Annotated in this window: 25 protein-coding genes; 14 read left to right on the top strand and 11 right to left on the bottom strand. The window is 68.0% G+C overall.

Annotation, left to right across the window (positions count from 1 at the left end; genetic code table 11):
* The first annotated feature begins 68 nt into the window (after positions 1–68).
* Complete coding sequence (locus JHW41_RS06635) at positions 69–509, top strand: hypothetical protein (protein WP_250449419.1); 441 nt, start codon at positions 69–71, stop codon at positions 507–509.
* Between the two features lie 214 nt (positions 510–723).
* On the opposite strand, the gene JHW41_RS06630 is transcribed toward JHW41_RS06635, so the two are convergent.
* Positions 724–2,181 (bottom strand): PLP-dependent aminotransferase family protein, encoded by a 1,458-nt coding sequence (locus JHW41_RS06630; protein WP_078997799.1) that lies wholly within the window; start codon positions 2,179–2,181, stop codon positions 724–726.
* Between the two features lie 301 nt (positions 2,182–2,482).
* Here JHW41_RS06630 and JHW41_RS06625 point away from each other — a divergent pair, with 301 nt between their 5' ends.
* The 3 genes from JHW41_RS06625 to JHW41_RS06615 all read left to right on the top strand — a co-directional run bounded on the left by JHW41_RS06625 (position 2,483) and on the right by JHW41_RS06615 (position 4,709).
* A complete protein-coding gene (locus JHW41_RS06625; protein ID WP_250449418.1) occupies positions 2,483–3,412 on the top strand; it encodes a helix-turn-helix domain-containing protein in 930 nt (309 codons plus the stop codon).
* Between the two features lie 95 nt (positions 3,413–3,507).
* Positions 3,508–4,014: a hypothetical protein gene (locus JHW41_RS06620; protein WP_250449417.1), complete on the top strand. Its 507-nt coding sequence runs from the start codon at positions 3,508–3,510 to the stop codon at positions 4,012–4,014.
* 221 nt (positions 4,015–4,235) lie between these two features.
* Positions 4,236–4,709 (top strand): DUF1456 family protein, encoded by a 474-nt coding sequence (locus JHW41_RS06615; protein ID WP_057948604.1) that lies wholly within the window; start codon positions 4,236–4,238, stop codon positions 4,707–4,709.
* Positions 4,710–4,778: 69 nt separating this feature from the next.
* Here the strand turns inward: JHW41_RS06615 and JHW41_RS06610 are convergent, their stop codons facing one another.
* Positions 4,779–6,212 carry an NAD(P)(+) transhydrogenase (Re/Si-specific) subunit beta gene (locus JHW41_RS06610; protein WP_057950231.1) on the bottom strand — a complete coding sequence of 478 codons (1,434 nt, stop codon included), beginning with the start codon at positions 6,210–6,212 and terminating at the stop codon, positions 4,779–4,781.
* Between the two features lie 140 nt (positions 6,213–6,352).
* Complete coding sequence (locus tag JHW41_RS06605; protein WP_057948605.1) at positions 6,353–6,658, bottom strand: NAD(P) transhydrogenase subunit alpha; 306 nt, start codon at positions 6,656–6,658, stop codon at positions 6,353–6,355.
* A 463-nt stretch (positions 6,659–7,121) separates the two neighbouring features.
* On the opposite strand from JHW41_RS06605, the gene JHW41_RS06600 reads away from it, so the two are divergent.
* The 4 genes from JHW41_RS06600 to JHW41_RS26535 all read left to right on the top strand — a co-directional run bounded on the left by JHW41_RS06600 (position 7,122) and on the right by JHW41_RS26535 (position 9,064).
* Positions 7,122–7,670: an RNA polymerase sigma factor gene (locus JHW41_RS06600; protein ID WP_250450805.1), complete on the top strand. Its 549-nt coding sequence runs from the start codon at positions 7,122–7,124 to the stop codon at positions 7,668–7,670.
* On the top strand, positions 7,667–8,140 hold the full coding sequence (locus JHW41_RS06595; RefSeq protein WP_250449416.1) for a hypothetical protein: 474 nt from the start codon (positions 7,667–7,669) through the stop codon (positions 8,138–8,140). The genes JHW41_RS06600 and JHW41_RS06595 overlap by 4 nt, the downstream gene beginning before the upstream one ends.
* A gap of 6 nt (positions 8,141–8,146) precedes the next feature.
* Positions 8,147–8,638, top strand: coding sequence for a DUF3106 domain-containing protein (locus tag JHW41_RS06590; protein ID WP_250449415.1), 492 nt, complete (start codon positions 8,147–8,149; stop codon positions 8,636–8,638).
* A 336-nt stretch (positions 8,639–8,974) separates the two neighbouring features.
* Positions 8,975–9,064: a DUF6053 domain-containing protein gene (locus tag JHW41_RS26535; protein WP_428995465.1), complete on the top strand. Its 90-nt coding sequence runs from the start codon at positions 8,975–8,977 to the stop codon at positions 9,062–9,064.
* Between the two features lie 48 nt (positions 9,065–9,112).
* Here JHW41_RS26535 and JHW41_RS06585 read toward each other — a convergent pair whose 3' ends face one another.
* The gene (locus JHW41_RS06585; protein WP_250449414.1) at positions 9,113–10,231 is read right to left on the bottom strand and encodes an NAD(P) transhydrogenase subunit alpha; all 1,119 of its coding nucleotides are present in this window, start codon (positions 10,229–10,231) and stop codon (positions 9,113–9,115) included.
* 163 nt (positions 10,232–10,394) lie between these two features.
* On the bottom strand, positions 10,395–12,680 hold the full coding sequence (locus JHW41_RS06580) for a DUF1631 family protein (RefSeq protein WP_078997805.1): 2,286 nt from the start codon (positions 12,678–12,680) through the stop codon (positions 10,395–10,397).
* A gap of 121 nt (positions 12,681–12,801) precedes the next feature.
* Here JHW41_RS06580 and JHW41_RS06575 point away from each other — a divergent pair, with 121 nt between their 5' ends.
* The 6 genes from JHW41_RS06575 (at position 12,802) to galE (ending at position 17,999) form a co-directional block, all read left to right on the top strand.
* A complete protein-coding gene (locus tag JHW41_RS06575) occupies positions 12,802–13,383 on the top strand; it encodes a nitroreductase family protein (RefSeq protein WP_250449413.1) in 582 nt (193 codons plus the stop codon).
* Between the two features lie 73 nt (positions 13,384–13,456).
* Positions 13,457–14,398 carry a 5'-3' exonuclease gene (locus JHW41_RS06570; protein WP_250449412.1) on the top strand — a complete coding sequence of 314 codons (942 nt, stop codon included), beginning with the start codon at positions 13,457–13,459 and terminating at the stop codon, positions 14,396–14,398.
* Positions 14,399–14,534: 136 nt separating this feature from the next.
* On the top strand, positions 14,535–15,107 hold the full coding sequence (locus tag JHW41_RS06565) for an NUDIX hydrolase (RefSeq protein WP_250449411.1): 573 nt from the start codon (positions 14,535–14,537) through the stop codon (positions 15,105–15,107).
* 121 nt (positions 15,108–15,228) lie between these two features.
* Positions 15,229–16,170, top strand: a complete 942-nt coding sequence (locus tag JHW41_RS06560; RefSeq protein WP_250449410.1) for a methyltransferase domain-containing protein — start codon at positions 15,229–15,231, stop codon at positions 16,168–16,170.
* A 28-nt stretch (positions 16,171–16,198) separates the two neighbouring features.
* The gene (locus JHW41_RS06555) at positions 16,199–16,927 is read left to right on the top strand and encodes a class I SAM-dependent methyltransferase (protein WP_250449409.1); all 729 of its coding nucleotides are present in this window, start codon (positions 16,199–16,201) and stop codon (positions 16,925–16,927) included.
* A gap of 100 nt (positions 16,928–17,027) precedes the next feature.
* Positions 17,028–17,999 carry a UDP-glucose 4-epimerase GalE gene (galE, locus tag JHW41_RS06550; RefSeq protein WP_250449408.1) on the top strand — a complete coding sequence of 324 codons (972 nt, stop codon included), beginning with the start codon at positions 17,028–17,030 and terminating at the stop codon, positions 17,997–17,999.
* 22 nt (positions 18,000–18,021) lie between these two features.
* Here the strand turns inward: galE and JHW41_RS06545 are convergent, their stop codons facing one another.
* The 6 genes from JHW41_RS06545 to JHW41_RS06520 form a co-directional block, all read right to left on the bottom strand.
* On the bottom strand, positions 18,022–19,197 hold the full coding sequence (locus tag JHW41_RS06545; RefSeq protein WP_250449407.1) for a glycosyltransferase family 61 protein: 1,176 nt from the start codon (positions 19,195–19,197) through the stop codon (positions 18,022–18,024).
* An 8-nt stretch (positions 19,198–19,205) separates the two neighbouring features.
* The gene (locus JHW41_RS06540) at positions 19,206–20,171 is read right to left on the bottom strand and encodes a class I SAM-dependent methyltransferase (RefSeq protein WP_250449406.1); all 966 of its coding nucleotides are present in this window, start codon (positions 20,169–20,171) and stop codon (positions 19,206–19,208) included.
* A 4-nt stretch (positions 20,172–20,175) separates the two neighbouring features.
* On the bottom strand, positions 20,176–21,495 hold the full coding sequence (locus tag JHW41_RS06535; protein ID WP_250449405.1) for a glycosyltransferase family 4 protein: 1,320 nt from the start codon (positions 21,493–21,495) through the stop codon (positions 20,176–20,178).
* A gap of 1 nt (position 21,496) precedes the next feature.
* Positions 21,497–23,326, bottom strand: a complete 1,830-nt coding sequence (locus JHW41_RS06530; protein ID WP_250449404.1) for a glycosyltransferase family 2 protein — start codon at positions 23,324–23,326, stop codon at positions 21,497–21,499.
* Positions 23,327–23,441: 115 nt separating this feature from the next.
* Positions 23,442–24,572: an ABC transporter ATP-binding protein gene (locus JHW41_RS06525; RefSeq protein ID WP_250449403.1), complete on the bottom strand. Its 1,131-nt coding sequence runs from the start codon at positions 24,570–24,572 to the stop codon at positions 23,442–23,444.
* Positions 24,573–24,580: 8 nt separating this feature from the next.
* Complete coding sequence (locus tag JHW41_RS06520; protein WP_250449402.1) at positions 24,581–25,363, bottom strand: ABC transporter permease; 783 nt, start codon at positions 25,361–25,363, stop codon at positions 24,581–24,583.
* Positions 25,364–25,365: the final 2 nt, after the last annotated feature.

Here is a 25,365-nt window from a genome sequence, read left to right as displayed (position 1 = left end):
GACCGGCGATTGTACCGGGCCCGGCCGGCTATGCTGTAGGGCTTGCCCCCGTCCACAGTGTTCCGCCGATGACCGTCGCCGCCCCGCCCGACCGCCCCGCCCCGCCCGTCGCCGGCCGCGTCCGCCTGTACTCCTGGCTGCTGCTGGCCCTGGGCACGTTCGGCTTCGCCGCGTTCTGGACCCTGGCGGCGGTGAGCCTGGACCGGCAACTGGCCTGGCTGGCGGTGCTGGGAGCGCTGGACATCGCCTGGATGCTGCGCCTGGGCGGCTGGCGCCGCGGCTGGACCCGCGCCGCCCTGGGCCTGATCGCGACCGCGCTGATCGTGCTGGTCGCCAACTGGGGCATCGTCGCCGGCCAGCTCAGCGGCCCGTTCGGCCTGGACCTGGCCAGTTCGGCGACCAAGCTCGGCCCGAACCTGTTCTGGACCCTGTTCCACCTCGCCAACGCCGGACCGGAACTGATCTGGATCGCGATCGGCCTGATGGTCGCGGCGGTGGCGTCGCGCTGAGCGGCCGCCCGCGCCGGAAGGCCCGCCGTAGCTGAATTGTCGCGGTCGCAGCTCCTACAGGGGCTCGGCCGCCACGCGATCTACCTGTAGGAGCGGCGCAAGCCGCGACCGCGGGGTCACCGCTCGCGCCGAAAGCCTCGCCGTAGCCGCGTTGTCGCGGTCGCAGCTCGCGCAGCTCCTACAGGAGGCTTCGGCTGCCGCCCGCGCATCCGGCTCACGCCGCCGGCGCGGCGGCGAACTCCATCTCGTCCAGGCAGGCCGCGAACAGCCGCGCCGCTTCTTCGATCTCGGCCACCGACAGGGCGCCGTAGCCGAACAGCAGACCCGCGCGTACGGGCGCCTGCATGTAGCACGGCGCGACCGAGTACAGCCCCAGCCCGCGCGCCTGGGCATGGGCGACGAACGCGTCGCCCTGCGCCGGGGTGCAGCCGCGCAACCACACCAGCAGGTGCATGCCGGCGCGCGAGTCCTGGATCTCCAGCGCGTCGCCGGCCAGCCGGCGCAGCGCCGCCAGCAGGGCTTCGCGGCGCTGGCGCAGGGTCTTGGCGGTGCGGCGCAGGTGGCGCTCGAAGCCACCGTCGGCGAGGAAGTGGGCCAGCGCCGCCTGCTCGATCCCCGGCGAGCCGAAATCGTCGGCCCACTTGGCCGAGACGAAGTCCTCGCGCAGCCCCGGCGGCACCACCAGGTAGCCCAGCCGCAGCGACGGGAACAGCACTTTCGAGAACGTGCCCACGTACAGGGTGCGGCGCGCGTCGTCGAGGCCGTACAGCGCCGCGTGCGGCTGCGCGTCGAAGCGGAACTCGCCGTCGTAGTCGTCCTCGAAGATCCAGCACTCGTGGCGGCGCGCGTAGTCCAACAGCGCGCGCCGGCGCGGCAGCGACATCAGCGCGCCGGTCGGGAACTGGTGCGAGGGCGTCACGCAGATCAGCCGCGGCGGCCGCTCGGGCAGCAGGTCGGTGCGCAGGCCTTCGCGGTCGACCGGGATCGGCAGCAGCCGCGCGCCGTGGATCTGCAGCGCTTCGCGCACGGCGAAGTACTGCGGGTCCTCGAGCGCGACCTCGTCGCCTTCGTCGAGCAGCACCCGCGCGGCGAGGCTGATCGCCTGCTGGGTGCCGGCGACGATCACCACGTCCTCGGGCGCGGCGCGCACGCCGCGGCGCAGCGACAGGTACTCGCACACCGCCGCGCGCAACGCCGGCAGGCCCTGCGCGGCCGGGTAGTTCGGCGGCGTATAGGCGGCCGCGTGCGACAGCGCGCGCGCCCAGGCCGAGGTCAGCAGCGGATTGGTGAACGGCACTCCGTACTGGAAGCTGTGCACGGTGCCGGGCAGGCGCCGGCCGGGGATGTTGGCGTGGTCGTGGTAGCGGCGCAGGCGGCGCGCGTAGTCGCTCTGCGCCGGGATCCGCGCCGGCGGCTCGCTGCGCGGCTGCGCCGGCGCGCCGGGCAGGACCACGAAACTGCCCGAACCGACCCGCGCCTGCATGAAGCCCTCCGCGCGCAGTTGCTCGTAGGCGGCCAGCACGGTGTTGCGCGACAGCCCCAGTTCCTGGGCCAGCAGCCGGCTCGGCGGGAAGCGCATCCCGGCCGGCAGCCGGCCGGCCAGCACCGCGTCCTTGAGCGAGCGGACCAATTGGCCGTGCAACGGGCCGCGGCCATCCAACGGCAGGTACATCCGCGCACTCCCGATTGGCCCCCTCGGGCCGCGCTCGCCGCGAGTGTGCCAAGCCCGCCGCCGGCTGGCGAGCCGTCGGCGCGGCCTGCCGGTCGCGGCACATCGAGCCCGCGCTGGCCGCGCAACCGCGGCCGTCCCAGGCCCCGAATCCGTTGCCGGGCGCGTCGGCGCAGGCACCGGTCGCGTCGGATTGGCTCCTTCGTCGCCCTGGAAATTGGCCCTCCTGATGCGCGACCGAGGTGGCTAGCTTAGGAACCAACCGCGGCATTCACGCCGCACCGCGACGACGCCGAGGGCCGCAATGAGCGTGCACCATCACCGCATCCGTTTCGCCGAGCATCTGGACCTGGGAGCCGGCGCGCATCCGGGCCCGTCGCTGGACCTGAACAGGCCGTGGTCGCCCACGCCCGCCGGCTTGCACCTGGTCTGCGCCTCCGGCCGCGCCGTGCAGCTGGACCTGCCGCCGGGCTGGCTGTCGCTGTGGCTGCCGCTGCAGGGTCCGCTGCGGCTGGAAGCGGCCGACAGCGCCTGGGACCTCGCCCCCGGCCATCTGCAGGTCTGGCGCGACGGCCGCGTGCGCAGCGGCGCGCGCGGCCCGTGCTGGTGGCTGTGCCTGTGCGGCCCGGAAGCGGCCTGGAAACCGCACCTGGCCGGGGCGCCGCAGGCGCTGGGCAGCGAACTGTTCCCCTGGGAAGGCGTCGCCGCGCGCGACGCGCGCCGGCTGCTGGTGCGGTTGGCGCGGTTGGGTGCGCGGCCGGCCGAACTGGCCGCTAGCGGCCCGACCTTGCTGCGCACCCTCGCCGAGTTGCTGCGCGAAGAACAGCGCGAGTTGCTGGAACGGCTGGCGCGCTGCAGCGGCCGCACCCTGCGCCGGCGCCAGCAGACGCTGTTGCGGCTGCTGCGCGTGCAACACCTGATCCGCCGCCATCCCGACGTGCGCCTGGACCTGGGCCGGCTCGCGCGCAGCGCCAGCTACTCGCCCTGCCACCTGATCCGGATCTACCGCGACGTGTTCGACGAGACCCCGACCGAGTACGCCGCGCGGCTGCGCTCGGACCGCGCCTGGCGCATGGTCCGCGACACCCGCATGCCGGTGTGCGAGATCACCGAGGCGCTCGGCTTCGAAAGCCAGAGCGCGTTCTGCCGCGCGTTCAAGAACTCGTTCGGCGTCACCGCGACCCAGGCGCGGCGCGCGGAGGGCGCGCGCCTCGCCCGCGGCCGCGCGGCGTGAGCGCCGCCTCTTCGCGCGCCGACGCCGCGTAGCGCCGGCAATCCCTTCCGCCGCAGCGGCCCCGCCGGCGCGGCCCACCCGCCACCGAGCCCGCCATGACCGCCGCCCTCCGCTCCGCCCGCTCCTTGCCGCTGTGGACTCTGATCGGCGGGCTTATCGCCGCCATCCTCGATATCGGTTACGCGATCGGTTACTGGGGCCTGACCAAGGGCGTGCCGGCCGAACGCGTGCTGCACAGCGTCGCTTCCGGCCTGATCGGGCGCGAGGCCGCGCTCGCCGGCGGCGCCGGCACCGCCGCGTTGGGCCTGTTGCTGCACTGCTTCATCGCGGTGCTGATGGCCGCGGCCTACGCCATCGGCGCGAGCAAGCTGGCGTGGATGCGGCGCAGCCCGTGGCTGGCAGCGACCTTGTACGGCCTGTGGCTGTTCGTGGCGATGAACTTCATCGTCGTGCCGCTCTCGCGCGCCGGCATGAAGGGGCTACCGCCGGATCCGGTATGGATCGGGCTGAGCATCCTGGTCCATGTCGTGTTCGTAGCCTGGCCGATCGCCTGGGCGGTCAATCGCGCCCTGAACGCGAAGAGTGGCCGGCACGCGCGCTGATTCCGGCAAGACCCGCCTGCCGCGCCTACGCCAATCCAGCCGCGTTGCAGGGCCTGTGCGGCGGCGCTTTTCGACCGCGGGCCCGGAAAACCCGATCCGCCCAAGCCTCGCCCCGCCCGAAATGCGAGAATCCGTCCTCGCCCCCTACCGTCCCGGCCGCCGCATGCGGCGTCGGCACGGCACTATCGCCGCGCTCCGCCAAGCGGCCGGCAGGACAGACCATGATCGCCAACGACGTACTGCGCAGCATCCGTTACATGCTCGACCTGAGCGACCAGAAAGTGGTCGATCTCGTCCATCTGGCCGATCCCGCGTTCGCGATCGAGAAAGCCGACGTGCAGGCCTTCCTAAAGAAAGACGAGGACGAAGGCTACGCGCCCTGCGACGACGCCGTGCTCGCGCGCTTCCTCGACGGCCTGGTGTTCCATTATCGCGGCCGCGACGAAAGCCTGCCGCCGCGCCCGCTGGAAAAGCGCGTCAGCAACAATCTGGTGCTGAAGAAATTGCGCGTCGCCTTCGAGCTCAAGGACCTCGACATGCATCAGGCCTTCGCCGATGCCGGCTTCCCGGTTTCGAAACCGGAGTTGAGCGCGCTGTTCCGCCAGAGCGACCACAAGAACTTCCGCCTCTGCGGCGATCAGATGCTGCGCAACTTCCTCAAAGGCCTGACCTTGCGGATTCGCGGCGGCAATTAAGCCGCGGCGCTGTCCGCCGCGATGCGGGCGCATGCGCGCCCGCGCCCGCTTCCGCCCGCGAAAGACGGCTCAATGCCCGCCGTCGAGCGCCTTGAGCTCCGACACCAGCGCGCTCGCCATCTCCGCACCGTCGCCGTACAGCATGCGCGTGTTGTCGGCGTAGAACAGCGCGTTCTCGATGCCGGCGAAACCCGTGCCCTTGCCGCGCTTGATCACGATGGTGTTGCGCGAGTTGATCACGTCGAGGATCGGCATGCCGTAGATCGGCGAGGCCGGGTCGGTCTTGGCGACCGGGTTCACCACGTCGTTGGCGCCGATCACCAGCGACACGTCGGTGGTGGCGAACTCGGGGTTGATGTCGTCCATGTCGGCGATCATGTCGTACGGCACGCCGGCCTCGGCCAGCAGCACGTTCATGTGGCCCGGCATGCGCCCGGCGACCGGGTGGATCGCGAACTTCACCTTGACTCCGCGCTCGGTCAGCTTCTGGGTCAGCTCCCAGATCTTGTGCTGCGCCTGCGCCACCGCCAGGCCGTAGCCGGGCACGATCACCACGCGCTCGGCGAAGGCCATCATCGCGGCCACGTCGCCGGCTTCGATCGGCTTCTGGGTGCCGGCGATCTCCTGCGCCTGGCCGCCGCCGCCGAAGTTGGAGAACAGCACGCCGCTGATCGGCCGGTTCATCGCCTTGGCCATCAGGCGGGTCAGCAGCATGCCGGCCGCGCCGACCATGGTGCCGGCGATGATCAGCGCCTCGTTGCCGAGCACATAGCCTTCGAACGCCACCGCCAGGCCGGTGAAGGCGTTGTACAGCGAGATCACCACCGGCATGTCGGCGCCGCCGATCGGCAGGGTCATCAGTACGCCCAGCGCCAGCGCCACCAGGATGAAGGCGATGATGATGCCGCTGTTCAAGGTCATCACCGCGGCCACGCCCAGCACCACCATCGCCAGCGCGACCAGGGCGTTGAACGCCTGCTGGCCGGGGAACACCACGCGCTTGTCCAGGCGGCCGTCGAGCTTGGCCCAGGCGATCACCGAACCCGACAGCGACACCGCGCCGATCGCCGCGCCGACCATCGCCAGCACCAGCGCGATGCTCGGCGTGTGCATCGCGACCACGCCGTGCTCGAGCTGCGCCTGCAGCGGGTCGGCCGGCAGCTTCCACGACAGCCGCAGCAGTTCCACTGCGCCGATCGCCGCGGCCGAGCCGCCGCCCATGCCGTTGTACAGCGCGACCATCTGCGGCATGTCGGTGATCGCCACCTTCTTGCCCGAGACCCACGCCGCCGCCGTGCCCAGCAGCACCGCCGTCGCGATCAGGCCGAGGTTGTGCAGGCCCGGCAGGAAGAACGTCGCCACGGTGGCGATGATCATTCCCGCGCCGGCCCAGCGGATGCCGCTGCGCGCGGTCACCGGCGAGGCCATGCGCTGCAGGCCGAGCAGGAACAGGGTCGCCGCGACCAGGTAGCTGGCCTTCACCAAAGTCGAAAGAACGTCCATCAGCGCGCGCGCTCCATAGAACGACAGCTGCCCCACGGGCAGCGCCCAGCCGAGAAAAGCGAGGAGGAAAGGAACGGCGAGCAGAGCCGCGCCGAAGACGGCGGCCGCGGCCGCCGCGAGGTACCGCAGGTGCGGCGCATTCAGCCGCCCGCCTTGCCGGCGGGCTTCTTGCTGGACTTGAACATCTCCAGCATGCGCTCGGTCACCACGTAGCCGCCGGCGGCGTTGCCGGCGCCGAGCAGCACCGCGACGAAGCCGATGACCTTCTCCGTCAGGTTGTCGGCGTGGCCCAGGACGATGATCGCGCCGATCAGCACGATGCCGTGGATGAAGTTGGAGCCGGACATCAGCGGGGTGTGCAGGATCACCGGCACCCGCGAGATGATCACGTGGCCGGCGATGGCCGCCAGCATGAAGATATACAGCGCCACAAAACCGTCGTTCATCCGGATCTGTCCCCATGCGTCGTCCGCGCCATCATAACCGTCCGTGAATGCAGCGCCACCGTTGTCAACCGATCCCGGGGGCGGACGTTTGCGGATTGTGTAAGCGCCGCACATTCCGGTGCAGGAACCGTCCGCATGCCCAAGCCCGCCCATGCCCATCGCCGCCACCGCCGGCCGGCCGCGCGCGGCTGAGGGCGCGCGCGTGCTGCAACCGCCCGCCACCCGTATGCTGGAGGCCGTGAGCGTCGAGTCCGAGCCGCTGCCGCCGAACGATCCGCTGGAGCATCGCTACGACGCCCGCCAGCCCGGGCGCGCGCGCCCGGCCGGTGCCGGCGCGGCGGCCGCGGCCGGGCCGGATTCGGCTGGACCCACGCCGCCCGGGCCCACGCCACCCGGGCCGAACGCGCCCGCACCCGCGGCGACGGCCGGCGAGCACGAGGACGACTTCGACGCCGCGACCGCGCTGCCGCCGCCGGAGCGCGACCCGGCCCCGGCGCGGCTGCCGGCCAGTCTGGAGGAATTCCTCGCCGGCCTGGGCACGCGCGCGTTCCGCTTCGCCGAACTGGGCCTGCGCCACCGCGAGGACGCGCTCGACGCGGTGCAGGACGCGATGATGAAGATGCTCGGTTACCGCGACCGCCCGCCGCAGGAATGGACGCCGCTGTTCTGGAGCATCCTGCGCAGCCGCATCGTCGATGTGCAGCGGCGGCGCGCGTTCCGCCTGCGCTGGCTGCTGCCGGCCGCGCGCGGCGAGGACGACGCGCCGGCCGACTGGGCCGACGACGGCCCCGACCCGCAACGCACCCACGACGGGCGCGAAGCCTACGGCCGGCTCGCGCAGGCGCTGCAAACACTGCCGCGGCGGCAACGCGAAGCGTTTTCGCTGCGGGTCCTGGAAGAACTCGACGTCGCCACGACCGCGCGGGCGATGGGCTGCAGCGAAGGCGCGGTGAAGACGCATCTGTCGCGGGCGCGCGAGGCGCTGCAGCGGCAATTGGAGGAATGGCGATGAACACCGACCCGCGCAGCGCCGACGGCCGCACCCCGGCGCCGCACCGCGCAAGCCCGGCGGACGAAGCGGACGCGCGTTTCGACGCGGCCCTGCGCGATCTGCACGCGCAGTCGCTCGAACGGCTGAGCCCGCAGGTCCGCCAGCGGCTGCGTACGATCCGCAGCGAGGCCGCCGCCCAGCCCCGACGGGGCCGCGGCGGCCTCCTCGGCTGGACCCTGGCCAGTTCCGGCGTGGCCGCGGTCGCGCTGGCGCTGGGCCTGCAGTTCGCCGGCGGCGGCGCGCCGCTGCCGGCAGACGCGCCGGCGCAGGTCGCGCAGCAGCCGGCCTCGGCCGCGCCGGCCGCGGCCGCGGTCGCGGCCGAGGCGAGCTACGACCCGGACACCGCCGTGGCCGCGCTCGACGAGAATCCCGATCTGTACCTGTGGCTGGCGTCCAACACCGACGCGCTGCCGCAGACCCACCTGGAGTAACCCGCCATGCGCCGCCCCTTCTTCCGCCGCGCCGAACCGCTGCTGGCCCTGGTCCTCGCCGTGGCCGCGCCCGCGCTCGCCGCCGCGCAAACCGCCCCGGCCGGCGCCGCCCTGCCCAACTGGGACCAACTCAGCCAGGCCCAGCGCGAACAGTTGATCGCGCCGATGCGCGACCGCTGGAACACCCAGCCCGAAGAGCGCCAGCGCATGCTCGACCGCGCGCGCCGCTGGCAGCAGATGACCCCGGACGAACGCCGCGAGGCGCGCAACGGGATGAAGCGCTGGGAAGGCCTGAATCCGGAGGAACGCGGGCAGATGCGCGCGCTGTACGGCAAGATGCGCGGCCTCGACGAGAACGGCAAACGCGCGCTGATGGAGAAGTGGCGGACGATGACGCCCGACCAGCGCCGCGCCTGGGCCGAGTCCAACCCGCCGCCGCCGAAACAGCGCGGCGACCACCATTTCCCGCCGCCTCCTCCGCCGCCGCCGCGCAATTGACGACGAGTCGCCGCTAAAGCCGCGCCGGCTCCCTGTAGGAGCGACGCGAGTCGCGACCGCGAAACCGCAACAACGACGCAACGAGCCGCAGGCCTGCGCAATCGATCGCAGTGACGACGTGATTGAGGTTGCGCGGTCGCGACTTGCGTCGCTCCTACAGGGCGCGGCCGACTATTCGCTGCAGGACTCAGCCTCCGCGCGAACGCGGAGATCCAAAGCTGCGGGGCAGGAACCTGAGCAGCGTTCGGATCTCCGCGTTCGCCGGTTCTGTTTCACCGGCGATGCAGTCCGTGCCGCCATGCCATGGCAGGGCTTTGAGGCCCGACGCCTGCTGTTGTGGGAGGGCCTTCAGGCCCGACGCTTTTCTCTCAGGTCACCGCGATCCGAAACAAGAGCATCGGGCCTGAAGGCCCTACCACAAAATAGCCCTCTCACCGAAAGGGTCCGCAAAAGCGGCCCTTTCAAAGAACGCGGCTACGCGGCCGCGCTCTGCGCCTGCGCCTTGCGCTCCGGCCACACCGTCTTGGCCAGCAACTCGTCGTCCCAGTCGTACTTGAGTTCGCCGCCGTCGACGAACAGGCTGACGAAGTTGAGCACGTTGCGCGCGAACATCTCGCTGGCATGGACCGCGCCGGCGCTGGCGAGGTTCAGCGGGCCGGCGATGGTCACGCCGTTGGCGTCGACGGTCTCGCCCGGGCGGGTCAGTTCGCAGTTGCCGCCGGTCTCGGCGGCGAGGTCGACCAGCACGCTGCCGGGCTTCATCCCGGCGATCATCGCCGCGGTCACGATCTTCGGCGCCGGACGGCCCGGCACCGCGGCGGTGCAGACGATCACGTCGACGTTCTTGAGGTGTTCGCCGAGCCGGCGCTGCTGTTCGGCGCGCTCTTCGTCGGTGAGCTGGCGCGCGTAGCCGCCCTCGCCCGCGGCACTGACGCCGAGGTCGAGAAACTTGCCGCCGAGCGATTCGATCTGCTCGCGCGTCTCCGGCCGCACGTCGAAGCCTTCGACCTGCGCGCCCAGGCGCTTGGCCGTGGCCACCGCCTGCAATCCGGCCACGCCGGCGCCGACGATCAGCACGCGCGAGGGCCGGATGGTGCCGGCGGCAGTGGTCAGCATCGGGAAGAAGCGCGGCGCCAGTTGGGCGGCGATCAGCACCGCCTTGTAGCCGGCCATGCCGGCCTGCGAGCTGAGCACGTCCATGGCCTGGGCGCGGGTGGTGCGCGGCAGGCGTTCCAGCGGGAACGCCAGCAGCTGGCGCGCGACGATGGCCTCGGCGCGCGCGGCGTCGGCCTGCGGCTGCAGCAGGCCGACCAGGGCCGCGCCTTTGCGCAGCAGGTTCAGCCGCTCGCCGTCGGGCGCCTGCACGCACAGCACCACGTCGGCCTGGGCGGTGGCGCCGGCGGCGTCGTCGGCCAGTTCGGCGCCGGCCTGGACGTAGGCCTCGTCGGTGAAGCTCGCGCCGCGTCCGGCGCCGCGCTGGATGCGCACGCGCGCACCGCGGGCGATCAGTTTCTTGCAGGTCTCCGGCGTCAGCGCCACGCGCTGTTCGCCGGCCGCGGTCTCGCTGGCCACACCAATCGTGATGCCCGACATGCTCTGCTCCGTGCCCGGTTTGGCTGATCGTAGCGGATGCCGGGGGCAGGAGCGAGAAGTGAGCGTGGAGGAGTGAGAAGTGAGCAAAGGCGGTTAGCGCCGCTCCTTCTCACTTCTCACTTCTCTGCGCTCGCTTCTCGCTTCTCTGCGCTCGCTTCTCGCTTCAAATAACGCGATCCAGATGGCGCCGCACCTGCCGCATCGCCTCATCGAACGCGGTGCGCTCGGCGCCGACCACCAGCCGGCCGGAGGCGGCCAGCATCGCCAGTTCCTCGGCCGAGGCGACCAGGGCGCGCACGCCGCGGCGGTTGACCAGCAGCAGGCGCGAGGTCAGCGGGCTGAGCCAGGCGACCTTCACCGCAACGGTCTCGCCCTGCAGGCTGGTCAGGCGCAGCCAGTCGCCGGGTTCGAGCTGGCGCATGCGTTCGGCCAGCAGCGGGTCGTGGCCGCCCTGGGCGGCGTCGTCGGCGAGGTAGCGGCGGCGTTCCTCGGCCACGTCCTCCTCGACTTCGGCGGCGCTGGGCTGCGGATGATCGGCGCGCTCCTTGTCCGGCGTCGCCAGCGCCCGCACCAGCCCGGCCATGGCGTGCTGGGCGGCGCTTTCGTCCAGGCCCGAGGACGACAGGCACTGGATGATGATCGGCTGCAGCGCCAGCAACTGGTCGGCCAGCTCGCGGCCGCGGTTTTCGGCGGCGAGCTTGTCGGCCATCACCAGCGCATCGCCCAGCGCCATCGCCTGGGCGCGGCGCTTGGGGTCTTCGTTCTCGCGCAGCAGCACCTGCACCAGGTGGTGGCGCCAGGGCGTGGAAATGAAATCGGCCACCGCCGAGGTCAGCTTGCCGTCGGCGATGCGCTCGCGCACCGCCTGGTCGGCCTGGCTGCGCGCGGCGCCGAGGCGCTCGCGGCCGTAGGTGGCCTTGGCCGCGCGCTGTTCCTGCAATTCGATCCGGCGGCGGTGCTGGGCCAGCATCGCGTCGAGCTCGGCGTGGGCCAGCTCGAACACCGCCAAGTCTTCGTTGTAGTCGGAAACGATGCGCTGGGAGATGTCCGACGCGCGTTCGAGCAGGTCGCGGTCCTGCGGCGTCTCGCCGTCGTTGCCTTCGCAGGCCTCGGTGATCGCATCGAGCAGGCGCCGCGCGGGGTGTTCGCGCTTGACGAACACCGCGTTGTCGGTCAGCGCGACCTTGACGTAGGGCATCACCAACCGCGCGTACACGCGGCGGGCGCGGTCCTGCAGGGCGTGGTTGCGGAACAGCGAGTCGAACAACAGCGCGACCAGGTCGATCGCGTCGTCTTCCTCGGGGCTGAAGCAGGTCTGGTCGGGATTGAAGCCGAGCCGGCGCGCGCCGTCGAAGAGCTGGTCGCGGATGGTCTCGCCCAGGCGCCCGGACACCGCCAGCGCGCGCGCGAACGCATCCGGCGGCTCGGGCTGCAACAGCGAGGCCATGCCGACCACTTCGTCCACGCGCAGTTCGCGGCGCTGGGCCATGGTGCGCTGCGGCTGCTGTCCGGGCGGCAGGCCGCCGCCCTTGATCAGCCCCTCGCGCCAGGCATGCAGTTGGGTGCGCAGTTCGGCCAGTTCGGCCGCCATCGCCGCCACTTCCACCTGCGACACCGCCCCGCCCTGCGCCGCGTAGCCGGAGCCCTGGCCCGGTGCGGGCGGATACGATCCTTGTTGATAGTCGTGCGGCACGGACGCTGCGGCCTCGCGATGCGGAACGGTGTCGAACACGCCGTCGAGCGTGTTGCGGTCGCGGCGCTCTTCGGCCGCCGCGCGCGCCGGGCCGGCCGGCGGCGCGCCGGTGGCCATGCCGTAGCCGGCGGTGGCGAGCACCTGGTTGAGGCGCGCGTACATGTCGCCGAGCAGGCGCGCCAGCTCCTGTTCGTACTGGCGGAACAGCCGCATGCGCAGGCTTTCGGTGACCTGGGCTTCGGTATAGACCGAGGTGAAGGCCTTGATCAGGCGATACGGGCCGACCGGGTTGACGCCTTCCGGCGCGCCCATCGCCTGGGCCAGCATCTGCAGGCGCGCGCGCACCATTTCCAGCGGGCGCTGGTAGCGCTGCTCCAGCAGTTCGACCAGGCGCTCGCCGTCGAGATCGAACGCCAGTTGCTGCTCGCCGACCAGTTGCAGCGGCGAACCGCCGACCCCGCCGACCGCCGCGCCGGGCGCGCGGAACGCCTCGAAGCCCTGGCCGATCTGCTGGCGGAACGCCATGACATGGCTGGCCTGTTGCTGGCGCAGGACCCACAATGCGGCCTGGTCTTCGAACTGGTGGTTGCGGCCGTCGCCCTTGAGCGAATCGGCCTTGAGGGCATCCTCGATCGGTCCGTACAGGGAACCGGGCAGCCCCCCGAGTTGCTCGAGCGTCTGTCGTTTGAGTTCTTCGAGCACGCGTGCAGGATCTGCCCGCGTGTTGTGAACGACGCCGTGCAAGTGACCGGACACTCGCGTTCCCCCTGATGATTGCGGCTACGTCTTTTTGCGACCGCGAACGTCAGGATAGTGCCTAGATGCGACCATTCATGTGTCGCCGTTCATTTTTGTGACCGACATTCAGATTCCTTAAATGCCTACCTCCGACCCCACCCTCCTCGCCGCCCTCGACCGCCGCCGTTCGGTGCCCGCCAAGCAGTTGTCCGAGCCCGGACCGGACGAATCCGACCTCCAGCGTATGTTGGCGGCGGCGGTGCGCGTGCCCGACCACGGCAAGCGCGTGCCGTTCCGCTTCCTGACCCTGCAAGGCGACGCCCGCCACGTGCTCGGCGAGCGCGTCGCCGCGCGCGGCATCGAGCGTTTTCCCGATGCCGGCCCGGCCTCGGTGGAGAAAGACCGCGGCCGTTTCTCGTACGCGCCGCTGATCGTCGCCGTCATCGCCCAGCTCGGCCCGGACGAGAAGATCCCCGAGCTCGAACGCACCCTCACCGCCGGCTGCGTCTGCTTCGCCCTGCTGCAGGCCGCGCAGGCACTCGGTTACGGCGCGGTGTGGCTGACCGGCTGGCCGGCCTACGACGAACAGGTCGAGCGCTGGCTCGGCGTGCAGGCGCACGAACGCATCGTCGGCTTCATCCACATCGGCACCGCCAAGCTCGAAGCGCCCGAGCGCGAACGTCCGGACCCGCTCGCGCTGACCCAGGCCTGGTCGCCGTGAGCGCGCCCGCCGCGTCCGCCGCGCGCTACCGCCGACGGTATCCGCGCGGCGCCGCGCGTGCTGGAATGCGGGCATGACTTCCCCGCCCGCCCCGGCCGCGCAAACGCCGGTCTACCTCGTCGACGCCAGCCTGTACGTGTTCCGCGCCTGGCATTCGATCCCCGACGACTTCCAGGACGCCGAAGGCTGGCCGAGCAACGCCGTGCACGGCTTCGCCCGCTTCCTGCTGGAGCTGATCGAGCGCGAACGGCCGCAGCACATCGCCGTGGCCTTCGACGAAGCGCTGGACTCGTGCTTCCGCAACGCGCTCTATCCGGCCTACAAGGCCAACCGCGAGCCGGCGCCGGACGCGCTCAAGCGCCAGTTCGGCCATTGCAAGGCGCTGTGCTCGGCGCTGGGCCTGAGCGTGCTGGCCGACGCGCAGTACGAGGCCGACGACCTGATCGGCAGCGCGCTGCTGCGCATGCGCGGCCACGGCTACCGCGGGGTGATCGTGTCCGCCGACAAGGATCTGTCGCAGTTGCTCGACGCCGCCGACGAGCAATGGGACTTCGCCCGCGGCCTGCGCTGGACCGCCGCCGGCGTGCCCGAGCGCCACGGCGTGCAGGCGACCCAGATCGCCGACTACCTGGCGCTGTGCGGCGACGCGGTCGACAACATCCCCGGCGTGCCCGGCATCGGCGCCAAGACCGCGGCCGCGCTGCTCGGCCACTTCGGCAGCCTCGACGCGCTGCTGGCGCGGGTCGAGGAAGTCCCGTTCCTGCGCCTGCGCGGCGCCGCCAGCGCCGCGGCCAAGCTGCGCGCGCACCGCGATCAGGCGCTGCTGTGCCGGCAACTGACCACGATCGCGCTGGACGCGCCGCTGGCCGACGACGGCGGCCGCTACCGCCGCGGCGGCGCCGACGCCGACACTCTGCAAGCGCTGTGCGACCGCCTGCGCTTCGGCCCGATGACCCGGCGCCGGCTGTACGCCGCGGTCGGGCTCGACTTCGCTGCGTCACAGGTTCCGTCGTAGCATCGTTGCCATCCCACGGGAACGCGCGACGCGCGTCCCGCCGCCGCGCCGCCGCGGACCTCGCGCGGCCCGGCGCCACCGCATCCCATCACACCGCCCGCCGCCGTAGCGGCCGCGGGCACCGGCGAGGAACCCCATGACCGCAGATCGAGATCATTCCGCCCAGCACGAACCCGTGGAAACCATCTACAACGGCCAGTGGCTGCGGATGATGCGGCGCGGCCATTGGGAGTACGCCGAGCGCACCCACGGCAAGGGCATGGCGGTGATCATCATCGCGGTCACTCCCGACGACAACATCCTGTTCGTCGAACAGTTCCGCGTCCCGCTCAACGCCCGCACCATCGAAATGCCGGCCGGCTTGGTCGGCGACGACCACGCCCACGACACCCTGGAATCGGCCGCCGCGCGCGAATTGATCGAGGAAACCGGCTGGGAACCGCGCCGGGTCGAAGTCCTGCTGACCGGCCCGACCTCGGCCGGCATGAGCAGCGAACGCATCGCCTTCGTCCGCGCCAGCGACCTGCACCGCGTCGGCCCCGGCGGCGGCGTCGCCGGCGAGGACATCGTCGTCCACGAAGTCCCGCGCGCGGACGCGCCGACCTGGCTGATGGCGCGGCAAGCGGAGGGGTATGAGTTGGATCTGAAGCTGTGGGCGGGGCTTTGGATGATCGAGCGCAATCCGGATGGGTCGGCGGCGAAAAGCTGAGTGCGGCCCATTAATCCACAAGACGGATTTTAGGACGAGTCTGATAGGCATCCATCGCGTCCTTCGCTAGCCTTTCGATCTATTTGCCGCAAATCGCGCGAATCCGGTCCCAAGGCGTCCCATGAAGCAGCTACGTTTGCTGGTCCCGGCCAACGACGAGCATTTCGACGAAAGCGCCTATCTGCGGGCCAATCCAGATGTAGCGCAGGCCGTGGCCGCGGGCATCCTCGCCAGCGGACGCGAGCATTTCGAACTGTTCGGCCGCAACGAGGGGCGCAGCCAGCGCTTGGCCGTGCCCCAGGAGTGGAAAGCAGCCAAACTTGCGCATATCCGCTCCTGCCTCAGCCGCCCCGCTGCCGCTCGCTGCGGCACGGGCTTGATCGATTGCCTCGACCACGACCTGCGCGAACGTTGGGGCGTGGTAGCCACCGAGAACGTCAGCGCGCACGAATACGACAGCCGCGCCCTGGCCTTGATCGAACGCCACCGCAAAGGGTGGGTGCTCGACTGCGGCGCCGGGCTGCGCAACACCTACTACGCGCATGTGGTCAACGCGGAAATAGTCGAATACGACAGTACCGACATCCTGGCGATAGCGGAACGGTTGCCCTTCCGCGACGCCTGTTTCGACGCCGTGCTGAGCCTGAACGTGCTCGAACATGTGAAAGACCCTTTCGCCGCGGCGCGCGAGTTGATCCGAGTTCTGCGCCCCGGCGGCGAGCTTCTGTGCGTAGCGCCGTTTCTCCAGCCCTTGCACGGCTATCCGCACCACTACTTCAACATGACGCGCGAGGGACTGGCCAGTCTATTCGCCGCACTCAGCGATCATCGCTTCGAAATCTACGGCGCCATGCATCCGGTCTGGGCGATGCAATGGTTCCTCGCTCGCTACTCGCAAGGCTTACCGCAAGCCCAACGCCAACGCTTCGAAGCGATGACGGTGTCCCAGCTGCTCGCCCCGGCCGCTCAACTGGAGCTCGACGAGATCGCCACCGAACTCGACGAAGCCTGCCGCACCGAGCTCGCCAGCGCGCACGCGCTGCATGCACGCAAGCCGCAATGATCCACTCTTCGCGCAGACTCCGATCGCCATGAAGCTTCCCGACTTCCTGACCAGCTATCGCAAACAAAGCCATCGCCTGTTGGCGCAGCACGACGAAGCCACCGCGATGTCCCTGGCGGTTGGAGGCGATTTCGAGACCGTCGGCGTTCTGGAATTCTGCCTACTGAAAAGCCTCGGCCTGCGACCTGAGCAAACTGTCGTCGACGTAGGCTGCGGCAGCGGCCGCCTTGCGGTGCAACTCAAGGATTACCTAAGCGGTCGCTACGTGGGCCTCGATGTCGTTCCGGAACTCCACGCTTATGCGCGCAGGCGATGCGCCCGCCAAGACTGGAGTTTCCAAACCGCGACAGGGACCGTCATTCCGGAGCCGGATCGCAGCGCCGACTTCGTCGTCTTCTTTTCGGTGTTCACCCACCTTACCCACGAACAGACCTACCGCTATCTAAGGGAAGCCAAGCGCGTGCTGCGCCCAGGCGGGACCATCGTGTTCTCGTTTCTCGAGTTCGCGCTTCCCACGCACTGGTTCATCTTCGAGCATTCCGTTGCCGACGATCGCGAAGACAAGGTACTCAACCAGTTCATGGATCGGGACATGATCCACGCCTTCTGCGCCCACTTGGATCTCCATGTAGAACGCATCGTCGACGGCCATATTCCGAGCATCCCGCTCGATCGCTCCATCCGCTGGGCCGATGGCCGAGAAAGCAGCGGCATGGGCGAACTCGGCCAGTCCATCTGCTCGCTCAAGCTGAAGTAACGGGAACAGCGCAAGGCGCACGAACTACCCATTTTTTCGACCTTTCGCCGAAACCGGTCTCTCACTAGCCTTGAGCGATCGAATACCTGTTTTAGTACCCATGCATATCCTGGTCTGCGGCGGCGCCGGCTACGTCGGCTCGCATACGGCTTACACACTTGCGCAACACGGACACGAAGTGACCGTGCTCGACAACCTGAGCACAGGACATCGTCGCGCGGTGCGCTGGGGACCGTTGATCGAGGCCGACTTGCTGAAGCCGGAATCGCTCGATGCGGCTTTCGCACACCCCGTCGACGCCGTCATGCATTTCGCTGCCAAGTCCCTGGTGGGCGAGTCGGTCGCCGATCCGTACGAGTACTACCAGCACAACGTCGCCGGCAGCATCAACCTGCTGCGGGCCATGCGTCACCACCGCGTGCAGCGCATAGTGTTTTCGTCCACCGCCGCCATCTTCGGCCTGCCGTCCTCGCTGCCGATCGACGAGGACCACCCGAAATCGCCGATCAACCCTTACGGCGCGAGCAAGTGGATGGTAGAGCGCATACTCGCCGACGCGGCCAGCGCATACGGCCTGCGTTCGGTCTGCCTGCGCTACTTCAATGCCGCAGGCGCCGCCGCCCAGGCCGGCATCGGGGAGTCGCATATGCCGGAAACGCATCTGATTCCGAACATACTGAAATCGGCGCTGGGCGAAGGCACCGCCTTACGCGTCTTCGGCGACGACTACCCGACGATGGACGGAACCTGCGTGCGGGACTATGTCCATGTACTCGACTTGGCCAACGCGCACGTTCGGGCCTTGGAGTTCATGCAGACGCACGACGGCGCGCATTGTTTCAATCTCGGCAATGGCACAGGCTTCAGCGTACTGCAAGCGATAGAAGCCGTCCGATCGATCTGCGGCGTGCCGGTCGCATACGAGCATGCGCCCAGGCGGCCGGGAGACCCCGCGGCCCTGGTCGCGTCCAGCCGCAAGGCCCGCGAGATACTGGGTTGGTCGCCTCAGCAGTGCGATCTGGAACAGATCGTCGCCAGCGCATGGGACTGGCATCGCGACCCGGCATACTGACCGACGCGACGCACCCGATCAGTCACGACAAACGCTCCAGACCGGCGGTCACCAAAGCCGGATCCACGGTCCACCCGCGCATGAAGCCAGGCACCTCGCGATCGTCCGCGTAGCGCCCGAAGCAGAATCCGTAGCGATGCCCGCAACTGCCATAGATCTTCGCATGTTGGCGGACGGTGGTCGTATAGCTCTCCAGGTCCAGAACGCCGCAACCATCCGGCGCGAACATCGCATTGAGCATCCCCGACCCCGACGGACCGACCAACATCCGCGCCTGCGCGAACATCGCCATCTGCTGTTCGAAACTCATCAGCTCAGGATAGGCCACCTCCAAACCGAGGCGCGTCATGGCCCGCTGTATTTCCAGTTCGTTGCGTAACGGCCGGTAACCGGGACGATACCCGCTGCTGAGGTAGCGCGAAACATAGATCCGTCGCCCGCCGGCCGGACGGTCGGCATGGCGGGAGGTCAGGTTTTCGAGCCGCCGCCTTGTCGACGCGCACAGCGCGCCCTCGGCCTCGAAATCGTCGATCGCGTACAAACGTTCGAATACGATGCTGACGGCTTCGCGCACCGAAATCAGTTGCGCCTCGCCGAACCCCGCCCAGGCCGCGGCCTGCGAAACGAATGAAGACCTGTCCGGAACCACCACGCGGTCGACATGCACGCCGAGTTCGCGAAACAAAAGCAGTTTGGGCAGGAAGCGGAACAGGAAGGAACCATAGTTCCCGGCTTCCAGGCCGCTGAGGAACAACGTATCGCCGCCCATCACCAATCGATGCGACCCGGAGGAAACATGGTGTAACGTGCCGCCGCAGGCGGCGAAGCCTTCATGAGCGGTGGCGAAGAATTCGCCCGAATCCCCATGCAGATAATTCTGCGCGCTGGAAAAGAAGCCCCGTCGACTCAGCAGACTGCGCCAGCCGATCACCCGCGCGTCGGAAAATCGCCGTACCCGCTTCTCCGGAACCTTGAGCGTGGCTTCGGCCACGCCGGTCAGGCACGACGGGTCCTCCGCAACGCCCAAAACGAACTCGGGGCCGCGCATCCGGACGTCGACAGCAGGCTCGCCCGCAATCGTCTCGCCTTCGTCGCGCTGCGAAACATCTACCCGATCCAGCGGCAAGCCATCGTGGCTATCGACCAGATCTCCAGCCGCCAACTTGCGCTGCAACGAACCAACCTGGGCGCTGTTCAACACTATCGTCAGGCTCCGCAGCGGCCGGCGCGCCAGACCACGAACGACTGCGCCTGCAATCGCTCGACGAATGAATCCATGATTTCGTCGAACTGGAAGCCGAATCCTTCCACCACGACCAGGTCTATCTCGGAAGGGACATAATTCGCCAGCAAGCGTCCGTACGCCGCCCCCCTTCCTTCCGCAACCAGCTCGGACACCAGGCGATAAATCTTGTCTACGCGAAAGCGCGCCACGATCTCCCGAACCAGTTCGTCGCGGCTGGCGAATTCGTCTCGTGCGATCAAGGCGAGAATATGATCGTGGTCGATGCGGGCCGCCGCCGAATGCGCCGCCAGCAGCGAGGCCAAGTACGTCTTGCCTTGGCCGGAATCTCCGGACAGCACGATCGCCGTAGGCCGCCGCTTCCAGCAATGAAACACCTGGCGCCCAAGCGGATCCCCGCTTTGGGACACGCTCGGGCCGATATAACGCACCGCCATGCTGGACAGGATGTCCTCCACCAGCATCCTGCGCGTGGGGAACCGAAGCGCGCCGTCGTGCCTTTGCACTTCGACCCACATCTTCTCGTCGCTGCGCGCATAGACTCCGGCCTCCAGAATGAACACTCCGCCAGGGGATAGCCGACGCGCTATCTCGGCCATCAGTTCCTTCGGCCGACGCTCGTAGTGCAGGGCGCTGGACATGAGGATCACATCGAAGGGGCCCTGCGGAAGTTCCCACCAATCGCCATTTCGATAGTCGATCGGAAGTCCGCGCGCGCGCGCGCGCGCGCGTTCCAGAACCGAAGCATCCAGATCGATACCGACGGCATGCGCAGCGCCGCGCCGAATGGCCTCGAGGCAAAAGAACCCTTCGTTGCAGCCAATGTCCAGGAAACGTTTGCCGGTGAGGTCTTCGGGAAGCGCGAGCGCCAAGAGCTTCGTCGCCGAATCCGAATCGCCCTTTTCTTCGCCAAAACTCTGGTATGCCATCGTATTACTCCGGTAAAGCGCCGGCGCGCGCGACCGCATCGGCTTTGATGATGCGCAGATGCCGATCGGCGCACTGACTGTGGGACAAGGGCGGCTGGATCGAATCGGCGCAGTCCTGCCAACGTTGCGGATCGGCCGCCTCGAGCAGGGCTTTCCCCCACGCGAGCGGGCTGCCGCAAGACACATGCAATCCGTTTCCGCCGTGTTTCACTTTCTCTGCCATGCCGCCGATATCGGACACCAACAAGGGTCGTCCGCACACGAGCGCTTCCTGGATGACCATCGGAGAGTTCTCCCACCAGATGGACGGAACCACCACCCAATCCACGTTTTCCATCCGCTTGCGCACTTCGTGCGGCTGGTAAGGGCCGACCCATTGCACGACGCCCTTGGCGATCAGCGGGTCGGCCAGGGCTTTGATCGATTGCTGGAACTCGCCGGCCTGAGCCTCAAGATTGGCCCCGTGCACTTCCAGCACCACCCGCTTGCGATCCTCCTTGGGCAGCTCATGCAAGGCTTTCAGCAGAACATCCAATCCCTTGAACGGGTTGATCTGACCGAAGAATCCGAAACGGTTCCGCCCCTCTCCCGGATCGACCTTGCGAGGCGGCGACCGCGGCACGTCGTCCTGACCGTTCTCGATCACCGCGATCCGTTCGCCATCCAGCCCCCAGTCGATGTATCGCCCGCGCAAGAATCGCGACGGAGAAACGAACTGGTCTACATAGTCGAAATGCCGCTGAATGAAGTGTTTTCGCCGCCACAGATCCTGCACGCTCATCTGCGGAAAGCAGCCGCGGCAATCGTCGAAGGACTCCCTTGCGCATAACCGTCCGTCGGTTTTGATCATCTGTCCCTGCCGATGGCAGATCGCCATGTATTCGTGCAGGGTGAGGCAGATCCTGATGTTCGGATCTATCGCCTTTACGACGCGCAGAAATTCCAGTCCCAGATGAGCGTAGTGATGCGCATGCACTATGGTCGGACGCAGCGCGCGCACCAGTTCCGCGAACCCTTGCGCGACGCTGCGCCGGTGTGCCGCCTTGAGCATGGCCCAGTCGTGAATCCCCTGCTCCCAGAGGTACTCGCCTTCGCGTCGCAGCATGATGCCGCCGGCCGCGCCGCGACCGCGATCCGCACTGGCCAGGAACCACGCCTCGGCCACATCGCGATGCTGACGGTATGCGCGAAAAAGGTTGTACGCGGCGATCTCTCCGCCGCCGAGGCTGAAATCCGGGTGCCGATGCGCGACGACCAGGATGCGCTCACTGCTCGCGCCGCTGCGTGCCGCCCACTCCGGCGCCCGATCCGACGAATGCCCCATGCTAAGACCCCTGTTGCGCGGGTATGTCCAGAAAATGCCGCCAACGCCGTTGATGCCGCATGGCGTTCCATAGAGTGACGCGCATCCGATAGTCGCTGCCGCCCAACGCGGTCATCGACTGCCTCTCCAAGTGGGTGAGTTCCACGCTCGGCAGATAGGCCACGGCCAATCCGATCGAGCGCAACTTCAGGCACAGATCGGAATCTTCGAAGTCGCCGATCAAGTAGCCGGTATCCCAACCGCCGACCGCATCGAAATCGCGTCGCCTGATAAGCAGGCAAGCTCCGGTGACCGCTGGCACTTCGGTGAGTTCCGTAGTGGGGTCCAGATCCGGGGACAAACCCAAGTACGGATGCCGGTTGATCCAGACGCCGTATTCCGGCGAATGCTCGAAGCTCATGCCCGCATGCTGAATTCCGCCTTCGGCGAAAACCAACCTGGGGCCGACCGCACCCAGGTCCGTCCGGGATTCCAGGACGCTCAACAACGGTTCGATCCAGCCCGGCGCCGTTGGAAAGACGTCGCTGTTGAGAAACAGCAGATGGCTACCGCTCGCAACTTCCGCGCCGAGATTGTTCGCGCCGGAAAAACCCCGGTTGACCACGGTCGCGGTCCATTTGAACGCCACGCCATATAACTGAAACAGCTCTTGTGCGTGCGAATGGAAAGGCGCTTCCAGAGCCGGATCGTCTATCACGTAGATCAGTTCCGCGTTGGCCCGCAGCCAACCGTCACGCACCCATTCGAGCATCTGACTCTCGACGAAATCGAAGCGCCCGTACAGCGGAACGATCACGCTGACCCGGGGTTCGGCAACGGGAGTGCCGAGCACCCGGAGTCGCCTTGGGATCGAGGGCCAAGCGAGCTGTCCACGCTCGATCAGAACCGACAGCGCGGGCTCTTCGATCAGCGCATGATGCCGCTTGAGATCCGGCTCGGCTACATCGATCCCGAACAGCCATCGGCTCACCGCCAGGGCATCGGCGGGCATGGGAACGCAGGTCGCGCGATGGAGCTCATGCACCCCGCTTTCGGTCAGCGCCTTCAGCGCGAGCCCCCCGGCGGCACAGAAGCCGTCTAGGTAAGCGACAAAACCGGATTCCAGCGCCTCCAGGCCGAATTTTCCGCGAACCGTCTCATGTACATCGCGGCGTTCGCGCCAGGATGCGTCGACAAGCGACCTGACCTCGCCGGCACCGTTTTCCAGCCAGAACTGCACACCAGGCAGCCCGACCGCCCATCCGCACACGACCGCAGCGTCCTCTGCCCCGATGCTGATCGCGCTTTCCAGGTGACCTAGCGCTGCGGCATCGACGTTGGGCGAGTCCTGGGGCAGCAAGGTCCGCCACTCGGTGCCGCCGACTTCCAACCGCTGCAGCAAACGCGTCCGCACCGGGCCGAGCGACGCCATTGCCGCCTCGGTCAATTCGCTTGGGTCGACCGGCGAAAGCAAACGACGGTTGTATTCCTTCCCCGAATGCCAGCACAACCAAACCGGCTCGTCGCCATCGGTTTCGGCAATGCAGGCGAAACCGAGTTTCGCGGCGTCCATACCCGGAAAGTGTGCAACGACATCGTCTCGCCGCACGGGATCGGAGGTAAACGCAAGTTCGTCCCCGCCCCGCTCCAAAATCAGCCCTACGTCGCCGATTTTCCAGCCGGAAATCACCAGGCACCCCGCCACCCGCGCGACCGCGTCGATCTTCAACACGCCGGAACTGCCGTCGGGGAGCAACACGGTCGCCGGCGCATCGTCCGACAGCCTCACGGAGTCGCAGGACACACTCTCTTTGCGAAGGCGCGCACGCTCGGCCAGCATAGGAATCTTCATGGGAGCTCCACTCCTCCGACGACGAAGTGCCGGCAGAATCCAAGCGTTATCCGCTTGCGCGAACTCGCATAACGCCTCATGGATGGCCGTCTCAGCGCCCGTCCCAGCGCGACGTTCATGCAGCCTCCACGATGATTCCACACGCCGACTGCAGCGGAATCCCGACGCGCCCGCGCGCATTCACGACCGAGACGCTCAACCTTGCGGTTATACCGAGCGGATCCGCCGCCTCGGCGTCCTGCAGAACGAAACGGAATCCATACTTGCCCGATGCGCGCGAAGCCGCACGCAGCACATCCTCGCGGCCGACCCGCTCGAATGCGTCCAAGCGATAGCGACGGCCGTCCAAGTCGACCTGAAACGCGTCAGCCTCCCGGCCTTTCTCGCCGATGGCCCACCCTTCGACTTCGATTCCTCGGGGCAACAACCTGATCCGCTCGACGAATCCGCTCACGTCCCCGAACAGCAGCGGCACCTGGTTTACGCCATGCGCACTCAGTTTGTCGCTCGCGGTTGCGACGATGTCGCGATAGACAGAAAATCCTTCGTCGACGTCGCCGAAATAGCGCATTTTTCCGCCATCAAGGACCAGCGCTTTGTTGCAGAGCTGGCGCTGCAGATCGGCGCCATGGCTGGCGAGCACCACGATGCGGCTGTCCCGAAAGCGATCGCGCATGCGTTCCTGCGCACGCTGTACGAATACCGCGTCTCCAGTCGCGATCCATTCGTCCATGAGCAGGATATCGGGCTGTACTGCCGTAGAAATGGCGAACCCCAACCGCATGCGTTGTCCGGCCGAAAGAGTGTGCAGTCGATGCATTGCCTTCTCGCGCAGTCCGGAGAAATCCAGGATGTCGTCCATCGCGGCGTTGAGCTGTGCCCGCCTCAGCCCCATTCCCGTGCCGCGCAGGATCACGTTCTCAGCGACGCTGGCGTAGTCTGAGAACCCCAGCCCCGGATTGAGCAACGACTGCATGCGGCCGCTGCTGCGGACGACCCCGCGGGTAGGCTGGAACGCGCCGTTGAGCACCCGCAGCAGCGTGCTTTTCCCGGACCCGTTCAACCCGACCAGTGCGATCCGATCTCCCTCGTTCGCGGAAAATTCGATCCGGGACAACACCGTCGTATACCGCCGCACCGCGCCGCTCAACGCGGCGCGCAGTCCGCCGCTGGCGGCGGTGGAGGCGCGCTGGGAATCCAGCGGCATTTCCAGAGTCACGTCATGGGCTGCGAGATGGATGCTCATGTTTTACCTCACAGCCAGATCGGCACGTGTCTGGCCGCACGTCGGTAGATCACTGCCGCCGCGACGGCTCCGAGAATCGTTGCGGCCAGCAGATAAACGTACGTCGACGCTGCGACCTGATCGCCGAGAATCGGCGCCCGGATCAGATGCAACAAATGATGAAAAGGATTGATCTCGATCAACATTCCTTGCGCGGTGTCGCGCTGCACCGCGCCGTCGTACCAGACGATCGGCGTGACGAGGAACGCGGCCATCATCACGCTGCTCATGATCTCGTGCAGGTCCGGGAACTTCGCCCCGGCGATCGCCAGCAGGGCCGAGAAGCTGAACATGTTCACCAGCAGTACCAAGACCCCCAGCAACGACAGCGGCAAGCCCGCGGGAGCGAAGTCCGGCGATGCCACCACCACGGCTCCCACCACCGGCAGCGATATCAGGAGATAGTGGAAGGAACGCGCGAGATTGCGCAGAACGAAATCGGTCAAGCGCAGTTGGCCATCCAGAATGTAGCCCTGAGAGCCGACGAACACGGTGGAAGCATCAATCATGACCGTCGCCATGAACCGGAAGACCGCGAATCCGATCCCGACGTGGGCGAAGTAACGCGCTTTATCCAGTCCGGTCTGCATCGACGCCAGAAACCCGCCGATGCCCCAGATGTACACCGCCGTCGGAATCAACAACCAGGCGATTCCAAGGCGGGTCTTGCGGTATCGGACCACCGTATCCAGCCAGCTTCCATACAACCAATGATCGGGTCGTCGCAGACTTTGACCCAGGTGCGAGAACAAGG

Source organism: Lysobacter enzymogenes, from assembly GCF_023617245.1.
GTDB classification, from domain to species: Bacteria; Pseudomonadota; Gammaproteobacteria; order Xanthomonadales; family Xanthomonadaceae; genus Lysobacter; species Lysobacter yananisis.
This window is presented reverse-complemented; position numbering and strand designations above follow the sequence as displayed.

Excerpts from the sequence above, each read along its gene's own strand:
- JHW41_RS06635 (WP_250449419.1), top strand. The coding sequence starts at position 69 with ATGACCGTCGCCGCCCCGCCCGACCGCCCCGCCCCGCCCGTCGCCGGC.
- JHW41_RS06630 (WP_078997799.1), bottom strand. The coding sequence starts at position 2,181 with ATGTACCTGCCGTTGGATGGCCGCGGCCCGTTGCACGGCCAATTGGTC.
- JHW41_RS06625 (WP_250449418.1), top strand. The coding sequence starts at position 2,483 with ATGAGCGTGCACCATCACCGCATCCGTTTCGCCGAGCATCTGGACCTG.
- JHW41_RS06620 (WP_250449417.1), top strand. The coding sequence starts at position 3,508 with ATGACCGCCGCCCTCCGCTCCGCCCGCTCCTTGCCGCTGTGGACTCTG.
- JHW41_RS06615 (WP_057948604.1), top strand. The coding sequence starts at position 4,236 with ATGATCGCCAACGACGTACTGCGCAGCATCCGTTACATGCTCGACCTG.
- JHW41_RS06610 (WP_057950231.1), bottom strand. The coding sequence starts at position 6,212 with ATGGACGTTCTTTCGACTTTGGTGAAGGCCAGCTACCTGGTCGCGGCG.
- JHW41_RS06605 (WP_057948605.1), bottom strand. The coding sequence starts at position 6,658 with ATGAACGACGGTTTTGTGGCGCTGTATATCTTCATGCTGGCGGCCATC.
- JHW41_RS06595 (WP_250449416.1), top strand. The coding sequence starts at position 7,667 with ATGAACACCGACCCGCGCAGCGCCGACGGCCGCACCCCGGCGCCGCAC.
- JHW41_RS06590 (WP_250449415.1), top strand. The coding sequence starts at position 8,147 with ATGCGCCGCCCCTTCTTCCGCCGCGCCGAACCGCTGCTGGCCCTGGTC.
- JHW41_RS06585 (WP_250449414.1), bottom strand. The coding sequence starts at position 10,231 with ATGTCGGGCATCACGATTGGTGTGGCCAGCGAGACCGCGGCCGGCGAA.
- JHW41_RS06575 (WP_250449413.1), top strand. The coding sequence starts at position 12,802 with ATGCCTACCTCCGACCCCACCCTCCTCGCCGCCCTCGACCGCCGCCGT.
- JHW41_RS06570 (WP_250449412.1), top strand. The coding sequence starts at position 13,457 with ATGACTTCCCCGCCCGCCCCGGCCGCGCAAACGCCGGTCTACCTCGTC.
- JHW41_RS06565 (WP_250449411.1), top strand. The coding sequence starts at position 14,535 with ATGACCGCAGATCGAGATCATTCCGCCCAGCACGAACCCGTGGAAACC.
- JHW41_RS06560 (WP_250449410.1), top strand. The coding sequence starts at position 15,229 with ATGAAGCAGCTACGTTTGCTGGTCCCGGCCAACGACGAGCATTTCGAC.
- JHW41_RS06555 (WP_250449409.1), top strand. The coding sequence starts at position 16,199 with ATGAAGCTTCCCGACTTCCTGACCAGCTATCGCAAACAAAGCCATCGC.
- galE (WP_250449408.1), top strand. The coding sequence starts at position 17,028 with ATGCATATCCTGGTCTGCGGCGGCGCCGGCTACGTCGGCTCGCATACG.
- JHW41_RS06540 (WP_250449406.1), bottom strand. The coding sequence starts at position 20,171 with ATGGCATACCAGAGTTTTGGCGAAGAAAAGGGCGATTCGGATTCGGCG.
- JHW41_RS06535 (WP_250449405.1), bottom strand. The coding sequence starts at position 21,495 with ATGGGGCATTCGTCGGATCGGGCGCCGGAGTGGGCGGCACGCAGCGGC.
- JHW41_RS06530 (WP_250449404.1), bottom strand. The coding sequence starts at position 23,326 with ATGAAGATTCCTATGCTGGCCGAGCGTGCGCGCCTTCGCAAAGAGAGT.
- JHW41_RS06525 (WP_250449403.1), bottom strand. The coding sequence starts at position 24,572 with ATGAGCATCCATCTCGCAGCCCATGACGTGACTCTGGAAATGCCGCTG.